The 13,697-nt window shown below is 72.2% G+C and carries 14 protein-coding genes and 1 riboswitch; of the genes, 5 read left to right on the top strand and 9 right to left on the bottom strand.

Annotation, left to right across the window (positions count from 1 at the left end; translation table 11 throughout):
* Positions 1-12 precede the first annotated feature (12 nt).
* Entirely contained in the window at positions 13-738 is a 726-nt protein-coding gene (locus Pme01_RS20790) for a TIGR03943 family putative permease subunit (RefSeq protein WP_168116990.1), read from the bottom strand.
* On the bottom strand, positions 735-1,805 hold the full coding sequence (locus tag Pme01_RS20785; RefSeq protein ID WP_373315503.1) for a permease: 1,071 nt from the start codon (positions 1,803-1,805) through the stop codon (positions 735-737). The genes Pme01_RS20790 and Pme01_RS20785 overlap by 4 nt, the downstream gene beginning before the upstream one ends.
* A gap of 159 nt (positions 1,806-1,964) precedes the next feature.
* Positions 1,965-2,069: riboswitch (TPP riboswitch) on the top strand.
* A 77-nt stretch (positions 2,070-2,146) separates the two neighbouring features.
* Between Pme01_RS20785 and Pme01_RS20780 the strand changes: the two genes are divergently transcribed.
* From Pme01_RS20780 to Pme01_RS20760, 5 genes are all read left to right on the top strand, one after another.
* Positions 2,147-2,740: an ECF transporter S component gene (locus Pme01_RS20780; RefSeq protein ID WP_168116991.1), complete on the top strand. Its 594-nt coding sequence runs from the start codon at positions 2,147-2,149 to the stop codon at positions 2,738-2,740.
* Entirely contained in the window at positions 2,737-4,209 is a 1,473-nt protein-coding gene (locus tag Pme01_RS20775; protein ID WP_168117071.1) for an ABC transporter ATP-binding protein, read from the top strand. The genes Pme01_RS20780 and Pme01_RS20775 overlap by 4 nt, the downstream gene beginning before the upstream one ends.
* Positions 4,206-5,003 (top strand): energy-coupling factor transporter transmembrane component T family protein, encoded by a 798-nt coding sequence (locus Pme01_RS20770; RefSeq protein ID WP_168116992.1) that lies wholly within the window; start codon positions 4,206-4,208, stop codon positions 5,001-5,003. Before Pme01_RS20775 ends, Pme01_RS20770 begins: the two co-directional genes overlap by 4 nt.
* A gap of 123 nt (positions 5,004-5,126) precedes the next feature.
* Positions 5,127-6,833 carry a PHP domain-containing protein gene (locus tag Pme01_RS20765; RefSeq protein WP_168116993.1) on the top strand — a complete coding sequence of 569 codons (1,707 nt, stop codon included), beginning with the start codon at positions 5,127-5,129 and terminating at the stop codon, positions 6,831-6,833.
* Complete coding sequence (locus Pme01_RS20760) at positions 6,833-7,333, top strand: hypothetical protein (RefSeq protein WP_168116994.1); 501 nt, start codon at positions 6,833-6,835, stop codon at positions 7,331-7,333. The genes Pme01_RS20765 and Pme01_RS20760 overlap by 1 nt, the downstream gene beginning before the upstream one ends.
* Before the next feature lie 20 nt (positions 7,334-7,353).
* Here Pme01_RS20760 and Pme01_RS20755 read toward each other — a convergent pair whose 3' ends face one another.
* The 7 genes from Pme01_RS20755 to ybeY form a co-directional block, all read right to left on the bottom strand.
* On the bottom strand, positions 7,354-8,193 hold the full coding sequence (locus tag Pme01_RS20755) for an isoprenyl transferase (RefSeq protein ID WP_203935774.1): 840 nt from the start codon (positions 8,191-8,193) through the stop codon (positions 7,354-7,356).
* Positions 8,193-9,002, bottom strand: a complete 810-nt coding sequence (gene recO / locus Pme01_RS20750) for a DNA repair protein RecO (RefSeq protein WP_168116996.1) — start codon at positions 9,000-9,002, stop codon at positions 8,193-8,195. The genes Pme01_RS20755 and recO overlap by 1 nt, the downstream gene beginning before the upstream one ends.
* Before the next feature lie 22 nt (positions 9,003-9,024).
* Positions 9,025-9,906, bottom strand: a complete 882-nt coding sequence (era, locus tag Pme01_RS20745; RefSeq protein WP_168116997.1) for a GTPase Era — start codon at positions 9,904-9,906, stop codon at positions 9,025-9,027.
* 102 nt (positions 9,907-10,008) lie between these two features.
* On the bottom strand, positions 10,009-11,475 hold the full coding sequence (locus Pme01_RS20740) for a trypsin-like peptidase domain-containing protein (protein ID WP_168116998.1): 1,467 nt from the start codon (positions 11,473-11,475) through the stop codon (positions 10,009-10,011).
* Positions 11,476-11,576: 101 nt separating this feature from the next.
* The gene (locus Pme01_RS20735) at positions 11,577-11,918 is read right to left on the bottom strand and encodes a cytidine deaminase-like protein (protein ID WP_168116999.1); all 342 of its coding nucleotides are present in this window, start codon (positions 11,916-11,918) and stop codon (positions 11,577-11,579) included.
* The gene (locus Pme01_RS20730) at positions 11,911-13,230 is read right to left on the bottom strand and encodes a hemolysin family protein (protein WP_168117000.1); all 1,320 of its coding nucleotides are present in this window, start codon (positions 13,228-13,230) and stop codon (positions 11,911-11,913) included. The genes Pme01_RS20735 and Pme01_RS20730 overlap by 8 nt, the downstream gene beginning before the upstream one ends.
* Positions 13,230-13,694 (bottom strand): rRNA maturation RNase YbeY, encoded by a 465-nt coding sequence (gene ybeY / locus Pme01_RS20725; protein WP_168117001.1) that lies wholly within the window; start codon positions 13,692-13,694, stop codon positions 13,230-13,232. Before ybeY ends, Pme01_RS20730 begins: the two co-directional genes overlap by 1 nt.
* Positions 13,695-13,697 lie beyond the last annotated feature (3 nt).

Raw genomic sequence — 13,697 nt, 5'->3', positions numbered from 1 at the left:
GAGGATAGATGGCTATGACTCGTACTGCTCGTTGGGGGCGGCCACCTCGTGGTACTCGGCGACGTCGAGGTACGGGATCCGCTCGCCGTTGATCTCGTCCTTGATCGACTTCGGCACGTACCGGCCGGTCACCTCGATCCAGCTGTCGGACTTGAGCCCGGTGGGCACCTGGCCGGCCAGCGCGACCTTGACCGGGCGGGCGTCGGCCGCGCAGCAGGTCAGGATCATGCGGGCCAGGTACGACCGGCCGTCGGCACCCGTCACCACGAAGCCGGTCAGGCGGACCTTCCGGTCGCCGATGGACCGGCCCTCGTCGAAGACCGCCCGACTGGCGTAGTCGAGCACGCTGATCTTGGCCGGGTCGCCCGGCGGCAGCGGCGGGAAGTCCGAGACCTGCTGCAGGGCGGTACCGCTGCGGCTGGCCGCGTACGAGCCGAGCGCCGGCGGCGAGACCAGCAGCAGGGCGAACACCGGCAGGATCAGCAGCCAGGCCACCCAGGGCCCGCGATGGCCGTGGCCGTGGCCATCGTGGTCGCCGTGGTCGTGGGCCGCCTTCGCGCTGCCGCGGAACTCGTACCAGAGCGTCATGACCGCCGCGATGACCAGCAGCAGGCCGGCCGCGATCAGGAACGGGCGGAGTCCCTGCTTGACGTAGCGCAGGTACATGTCGGTGAGGCTGGTGCGCAGCACCGCACCACCGACGAGCAGCAGCACGACGGCCTGAGCCTGACGGTTCACAGCAGCACCACTCCCACTCCGACGGCCACCAGAATCGCGAGCACGAACGTCGCCGGCGCGAACCGGGTGGCGAACCGGCGGCCGAAGATGCCCGTCTGCATCGCGAACAGCTTCAGGTCGATCATGGGACCGACGACCAGGAACGTCAGCTTCGCGGTCATCGAGAACTCGCGCAGCGACGCGGCGACGAACGCGTCCGCCTCGGAGCAGATCGACAGCACCACCGCGAGCACGGCGAGCGTGATGACACCCAGCACGGGGTTGTCCCCCAGCGACCGCATCCACTGCTGCGGCACCAGTACGTTGATCGTCGCCGCGGCCATCGCGCCCACCACCAGGTACCCGCCCGCGTGCATCACGTCGTGGCGGGCCGCCGCCCAGAACGCCGGCCACTTGCGCATGCCGGCCAGCTCCGGCCGGTGCGGCAGCTTGATCCACTCGGCCTTGCCCAGCCGCAGCCACAACCAGCCCATGGCGCAGGCGGTGAGCATGCTGGCCAGCGCGCGGGCGATCACCATGCGCGGCTGTCCGGGAAAGGCCACCGCGGTGGACGCCAGCACGATCGGGTTGATCGCGGGCGAGGCCAGCAGGAACGCCAGCGCGGCGGCCGGGGTCACGCCACGGCGTACCAGGGCGCCCGCGATCGGTACCGAGCCGCACTCGCAGCCCGGCAGCACCACCCCGGCCGCGCTCGCCACGGGTACCGCGAGGGCCGGATGCCGCGGCAGCGCCTTCGCGAAGAACGACGCCGGCACGAACACCGCGATCACCGCCGACAGCACCACCCCGAACACCAGGAACGGCATGGCCTGGGTCAGGACCGAGACGAAGACCGTGGTCCAGGTCTGCAGTCCGGGCGCGGACAGCACCCGGCTCAGCGGCGCCCGGAACACCACGACGAGGACGAGGACGGCGGCGAGGATCTCGACGGAGCCGATCCGGCCCAGCGGCCCCCGCCCGGACGGTGCGGTGAGCTCCCCCACGTGGTCGGCGCCGGCCGCCTCGGGCAGCCCGCCGGGCGACGGCTCGGTGAGCTCTCGCGGCTGTGCGCGATGCGGAGCTGCCACGCGATTCGTCCCTTCTACCCCGTCGGCCGAGCGGACGCGGTCAGCGTACCGTCCGGTTCCCCGTGGAGCCGGACGACGAGCCAGGTCAGTCCATACATCGATGTCCGACCGTGGTCTGCCGGACGGCCGGGACCGCTGCTACCGTCGATGCCACAACTTCACATCCGACAGGGGAGCGCACAGCGCTGAGAGTGCGGCTTCGGCCGCAGACCCTCGAACCTGATCTGGGTAATGCCAGCGCAGGAAGTTCGGTCGAACTCCGCGTAGCGCCATGCCCCGCCGACCGGCGGGGCATGGCGTGCGTCTTCTCCTGGTTCGCTCTTGAGAACTGGGAGGTTCACATGACAGGTCCGGTCCACACGTTCCGTTGGCGCACGGTCGACATCGTCGTCGCGGCCGTGCTCGCCGCGGCGTTCGGCGCGATCTTCCAACTGTGGAACATAATCTGGAGCGGCGGCGGCGGCCCGTTCGCGTTCTACAAGCCGGCCGAGGCCCTCATCTACGGCGTCTGGCTGGTGCCGGCGGTGCTGGCCGGGTACATCATCCGCAAGCCGGGCGCGGCGCTGTTCACCGAGACCGTCGCGGCCGCCATCTCGCTGCTGCTCGGCTCCCCGTGGGGCGGCATCGTCATCCTCCAGGGCGCCATCGAGGGCGCCGGCGCCGAACTCGCCTTCGCCGCGACCCGGTACCGCTGGTACCAGCGGCCGACCGCGGCGCTGTCCGGGGCGCTCGGCGGTTTCGCCGCGACCGTGTTCGACGCGTTCGTCTACTACGCCGACACGAGCTGGCTGACCTTCCGGCTGCCGTACATCGCTTTCGGCACCGTCAGCTCGCTGCTCATCGCCGGCCTGGGCAGCGTCGCGCTGAGCCGGGGGCTGGCGCGTACCGGGGTGCTGGACCGGTTCCCGGTCGGCCAGGAGAGGACCGCGATCTGAGCACCGTACGGCTGCGTGGCTTCGGCTGGCGGTACGCCGGCCGAAGGGCATGGGCGGTGCGCGATGTCGACCTCGACATCGCGCACGGCGAACGGGTACTCCTGCTCGGCCCATCGGGCGGCGGCAAGAGCACCCTGCTGGCCGCACTCGCCGGCCTGCTCGCCGACTCCGGCGAGCAGGCCGGCGAGATCACCGTCGACGGGTTGCCGCCGGCCGATGCGAGGTCGCGGGTCGGCATCCTGTTCCAGGACCCCGAGACGCAGCTGGTGATGCGCCGCGCCGGGGACGACGTGGCCTTCGGGCTGGAGAACCGCGGCGTACCGGCGGAGCGGATCTGGCCCCGGGTACGCGCCGCGCTGGAACGGGTCGGCTTCGGCTACCCGCTCGACCGGGACACCGCGTCGCTGTCCGGCGGTGAGCAGCAGCGGCTCGCGCTGGCCGGGGTGCTCGCGCTGGAGCCGTCGCTGCTGCTGCTCGACGAGCCGACCGCGAACCTCGACCCCGATGGCGCGGCGCTGGTCCGGCAGACCCTGGACCGGTCGCTGCGCGGTGACCGGGCCACGCTCGTCCTCGTCGAGCACCGGGTCGCCGAGGCGCTGCCGCTCGTCGACCGGGTGGTGGCCCTCTCCCCCGGCGGCGGGGTGCTCGCCGACGGCCCGCCCGACGAGGTGCTGCGCCGGCACGGCGACGCGCTGGCCGCACTGGGCGTATGGGTGCCCGACGCCGAGCCGGTGCCCCGGCGTACCCGCCCCACCGCACCTCCCGGCCCGATGCTGCTGACCGCCCGTCAGCTCGGCTACCGGTACCCGGATTCGCCGGCACCGACGAGGTCGGCGCCGGAGCGGTCGGCGCCGGCGCTCGCCGGCGTCGACGCCGAGGTCGGCGCCGGGGAGGCGGTCGCCGTCCGGGGACCCAACGGCGCAGGGAAGTCGACGCTCGCACTGCTGCTCGGCGGGCTGCTGCCGCCGTCCTCCGGGGCCGTCGTCGCCAGTACCGCTCTGGCCGGACGGTACGCGGGCCGGCCGCCGCATCGGTGGCGCGCCGCGGTACTGGCCGAGCGGATCGGCTCGGTCTTCCAGAACCCGGAGCACCAGTTCCTGGCCGCCACGGTGCACGACGAGCTGGCGCTCGGGCCGCGGCGGGCCGGCCACCCGGCGGCCGACGTGGCAAAGACCGTCGACGACCTGCTGGAGCGACTGCACCTGGCGCACCTGGCGGAAGCCAACCCGCACACGCTGTCCGGTGGCGAACGCCGGCGGCTGAGCGTCGCGACCGCGCTGGCCGCCGCGCCGCGGGTCGTCATCCTGGACGAGCCGACGTTCGGCCAGGACCTCCGTACCTGGACCGAACTGCTCGACCTGCTGTCGGGATTACGCGACGACGGCACCGCCGTCGTCGCGGTCACCCACGACGCCGACTTCGTCGCGGCGCTGGCGGACCGCTGCCTGGACCTGGAGCGACCGGCATGAGGACCCTGGCACCGCTGGGCGACACGTCCGCCCCGCTGGCCCGCCGCGACCCGGTCGCCAAGCTGGCGGCGATGATGGTGCTCACGATCGCGCTGCTGGCCGCGGTGGACCCGGTCACCCCGGCGGCGGCGCTGGCCGCGGAGCTGGCGCTGGTACCGCTGTTCGGAGTGCGGTACCGGGCCCTGCTGCGCCGGAGCGGCACGCTGCTGGTCAGCGTCGCCGGCATCGCCGTCACCCAACTGCTCTTCGGCACCTCCGACAGCGGACCGGTGCTGCTCGACGCCGGTCCGCTCGTCGTCACGGCCGGGGTCGCGACCACCGCCCTCGGGTTGGCGCTGCGCATCGTCGCGGTCGCGCTGCCGGGCCTGGTCGTGGTCGCGACGACCGACCCGACCGACCTGGCCGACTCGCTCACCCAGCACCTGCGGGTACCGGCGCGGTTCGCCATCGGCGCGTTGGCCGCGTTCCGGCTCGTACCGCTGCTGGCCGCGGAGTGGGAGCTGCTGACGCTGGCCAGGCGGGCGCGCGGCGTCGACGCCGGCGGCAATCCGGTCGCGTACGTCCGGCTGGTCGTGTCGACGGCGTTCGCGCTGCTCGTCGGCGCGATCCGGCGCGGTACCCGGCTCGCCACCGCGATGGACGCCCGCGGCTTCGACTCGCACGTGCCGCGGTCGGTGGCCCGGCCGCGGCGGTTCACCGCCGCCGACGCCGCGATGATCGCGGGCGCCGTCGGCATCGCGGCCGCCGCGATCGGGACAAGCGTCGCCACCGGCGCGTTTCGACCCCTCATGTGACGGGTGTCGTCGGCTGTTCAACTCGGCCCCGCGTCGTCGCCACCTTCCGTTCGCTGGTCTTCGCGAGATTGCGATTGAGTCGCGTGTGATCATGCGCGAGCAGCCGAACGGGAGCAGCGATCAATGGGACACAGCCACCCGCATCACCACAACCACGACCACGACGTACCGGCTGGCTTACCACCCGTACTCGACACGTCCATCCCCGACAGCGAGCTGTCCCCCGGAGAGGTGTCGCGGCGTGGCTTCCTGCGCCGGGCGGGCATCCTCGGCGCGGGCGCGGCGGCGGCCGGCGCGCTCGGCGGCGGGGTGGCCGGCGTCCTCGGTGAACCGCAGGCGGCTTCCGCGAAGGACGGCCGGGACGAGCGCGGCGACAACCCCGACGGCTTGGTCTGGCTCGCCGGCGACCACCACATCCACACCCGGTACAGCCCGGACGGCCTGTACCGGGTGACCGACCACGTCCGGCACGCCAGCGCGTTCGGCCTGGACTGGATGGTCATCACCGACCACGGCAGCGACCAGCACGTCAAGATCGGCGTGGAGAAGGTCAACCCGGACATCCGCCGCGCCCGCGACCTGCACAAGGACATGCTGGTCTTCCAGGGTCTGGAGTGGAACATCCCGTCCGCCGAGCACGGCACGGTCTTCGTGCACCCGGGCCAGAACGAGGTCGCGGTGCTCAAGGAGTTCGAAAGCTCCTTCGACGGCTCGGTCAAGAAGGCGACCGGCTCCAGCCCGGCCAACGAGGCGCTGGCCATCGCCGGCATCAACTTCCTCGCCGAGGCGGTCGACCGCAGGCGGGTACCGGACGCGCTGTTCCTGGCCAACCACCCGTCCCGCAAGGGCATCGACTCGCCACACGAGATCCGGGGCTGGCGCGACGCCCAGCCGCGCATCGCGGTCGGCATGGAGGGCGCACCCGGCCACCAGGCCGCCGGCATCAAGGCGCCGCTCGGCCCCGGCTCCGGCCGCGGGTACTACGACAGCAAGCCCTCGAAGGACTCGTTCCCCGGGTACCCGAACGAGAGCTACGTGACCTGGGGCGGCTTCGACTGGATGACCGCCACCGTCGGCGGCCTGTGGGACAGCCTCCTCGCCGAGGGCAAGCCCTGGTGGATCACGGCCAACTCCGACTCGCACTCGGTGTACGGCGATCCGGCCACCCGCGGCGCGGGCAGCGACTTCAACGCCAACGGCTACTACAACGACCCGCAGTACGGCGGCGGGGTCAACCTCGCCAACGGCGACTTCTGGCCCGGCTTCTACAGCCGTACCCACGTCGGCGCGGCCTCGCGGAGCTACGCGGCGGTGATGGAGGGTATCCGCGCCGGCCGGATCTGGGTCGACCACGGTGGCCTGCTGAACAGCCTGAACGTATGGCTGCGCGCCGGCGGGTCCCGGGCGACGCTCGGCGGGATGGTCCAGGCCCGGCGCGGCGCCGACGTGGAGCTGCGGATCCGGATCGGGCTGCCGCAGCAGGCGAACTGGGCGGAGTTCGTACCGCAGCTCAAGCGCATCGACGTGATCATGGGTGACGTGACCGGCCCGGTCACCGACCGGGACACGTTCAAGGCGCCGAACACGCGCGTGGTCCAGTCGTTCGAGGTGACCCCGGCCGACGACGGGCGCGAGTTCGTGTTCCGGCTGCCGAAGGTGGACGGGCCGAAGTACTTCCGCCTCCGCGGTACCGACGGCAACCGCAGCGCGCCCGGCCTGATGGGCGCGGCCGTCGACCCGCACGGACCGGCCGCCGACGTGTTCGGCGACGCCGACCCGTGGAAGGACCTGTGGTTCTACAGCAACCCGCTCTGGGTGCTCACCCACTGATGAACCGCACCGTCGTCGGTCTCGATCTGGACCACGATTCGGTCGAGGCGGCCGAGCACTGGCTGCACGAACTCGTGCAGCGGCTCGGCCGTCCGGCCGGGCTCGTCGCGTGTACGCATCTGGTGTACGAGCCGCATCCGCACGTCGCGCTGTCGCTGTCGCAGCCGGTCGAGGTCGACGGCGGTCCGCACACCGCCGGCGCGCGGACCGCGGCCGCCCGGCACGAGGCCCGCAGCGGCGGGCGGGCCGTGTACTACCCCGGGGTCGACGCGCTGACCGGTACCCTCACCGTCGCCGAGGTGATCGAGCGCAGCGCCGTCGAGCGCGTCGTCATGCTCGGCGGCGCGGAGGCCGCGCCCGAAACGGTCCTGCACACCCTCGACTACGTCCGTCCGACATGGACTGACGGACGGCTGACGCTGGTGACCCGGCCGGCTCCCGAGGGGTCACTCGTACCGTTCGAGCTGAAGTACTCGACCCCCTGCTGCGCCGACCACTGAAGACCGCCGAGGTCGTGGCCTCAGGAGCCCTCTGAGGCCACGACCTCCGGCACGTCGTGGCGATCGAGGGCCTCGGGTGAGACCGGGTTGGGCAGGGCGCCACCGAAGCGCCGGTCCCGCTGCGCGTACAGCTCGCAGGCGTACCACAGGTGGCGCCGGTCGAAGTCGGGCCACAGCGTGTCGAGCGAGACGAACTCCGCGTACGCGGACTGCCAGATCAGGAAGTTGGAGATGCGCTGCTCCCCGGAGGAGCGGACCAGCAGGTCCACGTCGGGCATGTCCGGCTCGTCGAGGTAGCGCGCGAACACCTTCTCACTGACCTTGTCCGGCTTGAGCCGGCCGGCCGCCACGTCCGCGGCCAACTTCGCCGCCGCGTCGGCGATCTCAGCCCGGCCGCCGTAGTTGACGCACATGGTCAGCGTCAGCCTGTCGTTGTGCCGGGTCAGCTGCTCGGCCTCCTCCAGCTCGGCGATGACGCTGCGCCACAGCTTCGGCCGCCGCCCGGCCCAGCGCACCCGTACGCCCATCTCGTTGAAGGCGTCCCGGCGGTTGCGCAGCGTCTCCCGCTTGAACCCCATCAGGAAGCGCACCTCCTCCGGTGAGCGCTTCCAGTTCTCGGTGGAGAAGGCGTAGATGCTGATGTGCCGGATGCCCAGCTCGAGCGCGCCCTGCACCACGTCGAACATGGCCGCCTCGCCGGCGGTGTGGCCGGCGGTACGGGGCAGCCCGCGCTGCTTGGCCCACCGCCCGTTGCCGTCCATGATGATCGCCACATGCTTCGGTACGACCTCGGCGGGCAACGCCGGCGGGCGTGCTCCGGACGGGTGCGGCGAGGGGGGACGGTACGAGGGGCGCCGGATCACGCGCGGTCCTTTCCGGTCGGGTCGAGGGTGCGGTCAAGATCGGGGGCGGCGGTCCGGGCGACGCTTCGGTCGACCAACGGCAGCGAGCGTAGCCCGCGCTCCAGATGCCACTGCAGATGCGCCGCGACCAGGCCGCTGGCCTCGTTGCGCGGGCCGGGCTCGCTGGCGTCGGCGGTCGCCCAGTCCCCTGAAGCCAGGGCGCTCATCAGCGCGAGGGTGGCCGGCGCGGGACGGGCCGCGCCCGGCGGCCGGCAGTCGGCACAGACACAACCCCCCGCGGGTACCGAGAACGCCCGGTGCGCGCCCTTGGTACCGCAGACGGCGCACTCCCGCAGCGCCGGTGCCCAGCCGGCGATCGCGGCGGCACGCAGCAGGTACGCGTCGAGCACCAGCGAGACCGTGTGCTCGCGGGCGGCGAGGGTCCGCAACGCGCCGACGGTGAGCAGGAACAGCCGCAGCGACGGCTCGTGCTCCATCGGGGTGAGGCGCTCGGCGGTCTCCGCGATGGCGCTGGCCGCCGTGTACCGGGGGTAGTCCTCGAGGAACCGCTTGCCGTACAGGTCCACCCCCTCCACCTGGCTGACCACGTGCAGGCTGCGCCCCTCGATCCACTGCACGTCGATGTGGCCGAACGGCTCCAGGCGGGCGCCGAAACGCGACGAGGTGCGCCGCACCCCCTTGGCGACGGCCCGGATCCGGCCGTGGCGGCGGGTCAGCATCGTGACGATCCGGTCGGACTCCCCCAGCTTCTGCACGCGCAGCACCACCGCGTCGTCGCGGGTGAGCCTGCCTCGGAATCCGGTCACTGCACCATCGTATTCGGGCTGCTCAGAAGCCCAGCTTGCGCAGCTGTTTCGGGTCGCGCTGCCAGTCCTTGGCCACCCGTACGTGCAGATCCAGGTAGACCCTCGTACCGAGCAGCTCCTCGATCTCCCGCCGGGCCCGGCTGCCGACCTCCTTGAGCCGGCCGCCGCCCTGCCCGATCACGATCGCCTTCTGGCTCGGACGCTCCACGTAGATGTCGGCGTAGACCTTGGTGACCCGGCCTTCCGGGATGACCTCCTCGACGAGGACGGCGATCGAGTGCGGCAGCTCCTCGCGGACGCCCTCCAGGGCCGCCTCGCGGATCATCTCCGCCATCAGCACGTGCTCGGGCTCGTCGGTGATCATGTGGTCGGGGTACAGCTGCGGCGACTCCGGCAGGTACCGCGTCATCACCTCGGTCAGCGTGTCGACCTGGTCCCCGCTCACGGCGCTCACCGGCACGATCTCCGCGAACTCCCCCAGCTCGCTGACCTCGACCAGGCGCTTGGCCAGCGTGGCCCGGTCGACCAGGTCGGTCTTGGTGACGACGGCGATCACGGTCGCCTTGAGCGAGGCCAGCTCACCGGTGATGAACCGGTCGCCCCGCCCGATCTCCTCGTTGGCGGGCAGGCACAGGCCGATCACGTCGACCTCGCTCCAGGTCTCGCGTACCAGGTCGTTGAGGCGCTCGCCGAGCAGCGTGCGGGGCCGGTGCAGCCCCGGCGTGTCGACCAGTACGAGCTGGGAGTCGGTGCGGTGCACCACGCCGCGGATGATGTGGCGGGTGGTCTGCGGCCGGTTGGAGGTGATGGCGATCTTCTGGCCGACCAGGGCATTGGTCAGCGTGGACTTGCCGGCGTTCGGCCGCCCCACGAAGCAGGCGAAGCCCGCCCGGTACTCGCTCACTCTTCCTCCAACGCGGTACGTGTCGCGTATACGAGGCTACGGTCCGCGGTACCGCCCGCTCGCACCGGCCGGCACCCGGACAGGCGCCGGCCGGTGCGGGAACTAGCCCCGGGCCGTCGTGATGACGCTGAACACCGAGCCCTGCGCCTCCGACCGGCTGTTCACGTACGACAGGATCTCGCTCACCGGCAGGTAGTTGTTCGACTCCCCGGCCTGGCACGCGCCGCTCCGGCTCTGCACGCTGCCTTCCAGGATGCCGATGGCCGAGCCACTGGCCTCGTCGAACAGAGGTCCACCGCTGTCACCGGGGCGGGCGCAGATGTTGGTGTCGATCCCGCCGTTGCTCTGGCCGCTGACCAGACCGCAGTGCGTGCCCGGCTGGTAGCCCTTGCCGGAGCCGCTCTCCACCGCGTCGGTGAAGTCCTCCCTGCTGGCGCCGGCCCCGGTCGCGCACACGACGAAGTTCGCGTGTACCTGATCGGCCGGGATCACGCCGGTGATCCGGACCTTGCCGTCCTTCGGACCGCCGCTGCCGCCCTTGCAGGGGGTACCCGCGATGTTGTCCTGGGGGCCGGTCGTGCAGCGGAAGAGCACCAGGTTGTGGTCGGGCTGGCCGTCGATCCACCCGCGCTGCGTGTTCCGGTTGATGTACGGCAGGAGCGCGTAGTCGTACGGGAACGTGCCGTTGCGGGCCAGGCCGGGCTCCTCGCGGAACAGGAGCTTGCCCTGGTGGGAGGCGTAGTCGACGTTCTGGTGCCGCCCCCCGACCACGCAGTGCCCGGCGGTCAGGACGAACGCCCTGCCGTCGTACGCGCCGCCGCGCGCCCGGACGTTGAACCCGCTGGTGCAGACGCCCGTGGTGCCGTCGTCGCGGGTGACCTCGAGGCGTAGCCCGCCCCGGAATCCGGCGTAGGTCAGGCAGTACAGCGGGTGGCAGCCGGTGATGTCGGCGGAGGTGGTGAGCTGGTTGGGCCTGGGCATCGAGCGCGTGACGACCACACCGCCCGACTCCGCCGCCACCCGGTCCAGGGCGGTCAGGCTCTGCGCCGCGCGCGCCCGTGTCCCGTCCGTGACCAGCCAGTCCCGCCGCCAGGCCACCACCTGGTTGGTGGTCTCGGACACCCGGGGAAGCACGACGCTGTCCGGGCCGTCGCCGACCTCGGCGGCCAGCCGGTCCCGGGCGGCCCGCAGCTCAGCCAGCGAGCGGCCCACCTGCTTGACCACGATGTGCCCCCGGTCGGGCAGGCCCGCGAGGTGCCCGGAGACGGCCTGCGGCGAGGTCGACGCCACCACGAGCCGACCGCCGTCCGCCTGGTCCAGCCACAGCCCGGCGTAGCTGCCGGCGGCCTTCTGCTCCAGCGTGGCGGCGAGCGTGATGGCCGTCCGCTGGAGTTCCAGGCGCCGCAGCGCCTCCTGCTCGCTCACCCCGTACGCCTGGCGCAGGTAGGCGATCGAACCGCTGACCTGCTCCGGGTTGAGCCGCTCGGCCTCGGCTTCGGCCGCCGGAACGGTCACGGCCAGTGTGGTCACGATGGCGGCGGCCACGGCACCGGCTCCGAAGAGCCTCACTCCTGCTCGCAATCTTCCTCCCGTGTCGATGCAATGACACGACGGTATCGAGGAAGATCATGCCCCGCTGTCCCGTTCGCGACCGGACGGGCGATGTGGCATCAGTCCGTGACGGCGCCCAGCACGGTGCCGTCCGGGCCGGCGAGGTAGACCGGCGCGTCGGCGGACAGGTCGCGCACCGCGGCCAGCCCGGCGCCGTCCAGCGTCGACGCCTCGGTGACCACGGCCGCCGCCTCCAGCTTGACCGCGCCCGCCGATACCGCGCTGGCGACCGCGAGCTGGAGCGCGGTCAGTGTCAGCGAGGGCAGCGTCACGCTGGCGGCGGCGTACGTGCGCCCGTCACCGTCGCGCACGGCGGCGCCCTCCACGGCGCCGGTACGCGCCCGCGACGCGCGGGCCAGCGTCACCAGCTTGGCGTCCTCGTGGGTGAGCTCTTCAGGCATCGGCTGGCTGCCTCTCCTCGTGACGGTCCGGCGCGGCCGGACGGTCGACGTCCTCGATCCGGCGCACCAGTACCGTATCGATCCGGTTCCGACGGCCGGTCGTACCCTCGGCGATCAGCCGCAGCCCGGCCACGTCGGCGCCGGCCCCCGGGATCGGCACCCGGCCCAGCGCCTGCGCGAGCAGGCCGGCCACGGTCTCCACCTCGTCGGCCGGCAGTTCGGTCTCGAACAGCTCGCCCAGGTCCTCGATCGGCAGCCGGGCGGTGACCCGGACGGCGCCGTCGGGCAGCCGCTCGACCGGCGGGCGCTCGGCGATGTCGTACTCGTCGGTGATCTCGCCCACGATCTCCTCGAGGATGTCCTCGATCGTCACCAGACCGGCCGTACCGCCGTACTCGTCGACCACGACCGCGATGTGGTTGCGCGCGGCCTGCATCTCCCGCAGCAGGTCGTCGACCGGCTTGGACTCGGGCACGTACGCCGCCTCCCGCATCACCTGCGCGACCGGCACCTCGGCCGCCCCAGGGTCGCCGCCGGCGGTGCGCCGGACCAGGTCCTTGAGGTAGACGATGCCGAGGACGTCGTCGACGTTCTCCCCTATCACCGGCATCCGGGAGAAGCCGCTGCGCATCGCGAGCGCGAGGGCCTGGCGCAGGGTCTTGTGCGACTCGATCCACACCATCTCGGTACGCGGGACCATGACCTCGCGCACGATCGTGTGCCCCAGCTCGAAGACCGAGTGGATCATCTCGCGCTCGCCGTGCTCGACCACGCCCCGCTGCTCGGCCAGGTCGACCAGTTCGCGCAGCTCCACGGTGGTGGCGAAGGGTCCTTCCCGGTACCCGCGACCGGGCGTGATCAGGTTGCCGACGCCGATCAGCAGCGAGGCGAGCGGACCGAGGGCCCGGCCCAGCCAGCGCACCAGCGGGGCCATGATCCGGCCCACCCGGTACGCGTGCTGCCGGCCGATGGTGCGCGGCCCGACGCCGACCACCACGTAGCTGATCACCGTCATGGAGCCGGCGGTGAGCAGCGCCGCCCGCCAGCCGGGCCCGAGCTTCTGGGCCAGAACCAGCGCGACGATCGTGGTGGCGACCAGCTCACAGGCCAGCCGCAGCAGGAGCAGCAGATTGATGTGGCGCGGCGCGTCGGCGGCGACGATCTGGAGCGTCCGGGCACCCCGGACGCCCTCCCGCGCCATCTCGGCGGCCCTCGCGGTGGAGACGGCGCCCAGCGCGGCATCCGTCATCGCGAAGATCCCGGCCAGCACCACCAATCCCGCAGCGGTGAGCACCAGGGTTATCGGATGCATCACTGTTTCCCGGCGGCGCGCCAGCTTTCGAGCAGACGGGCCTGGAGACCGAACATCTCGCGCTCCTCGTCGGGCTCGGCGTGGTCGTACCCGAGCAGGTGCAGCGTGCCGTGGACGGTGAGCAGGGCGAGCTCGTCCCCGGTGGCGTGGCCGGCGTCGGCGGCCTGCTTGGACGCCACCTGTGGGCAGAGCACGATGTCGCCGAGCAGCGCCGGCTCGTTCCCCGACTCACCGGGACCGTGGTCGACGTTGCCCTCGTCCATCGGGAACGCCAGCACGTCCGTCGGCCCTTCGCCGTCCATCCAGCGGTGGTTCAGCTCCGCCATGTAGTCGGTGTCGACGAGCAGGATGGACAGCTCGGCGAGTGGATTGACCCCCATCTCGTCGAGGGCGTGGCGCGCGACGGCGAGAATGGCGTCGGAGTCGACCTCGACCCCGGATTCATTGGCGATCTCGATGGACATGGG

It is taken from the genome of Planosporangium mesophilum (assembly GCF_016863255.1).
Taxonomy (GTDB): Bacteria; Actinomycetota; Actinomycetes; order Mycobacteriales; family Micromonosporaceae; genus Planosporangium; species Planosporangium mesophilum.
The sequence above is the reverse complement of the archived record's forward strand: the minus strand, read 5'-3'. Positions and strand labels throughout refer to the sequence as shown.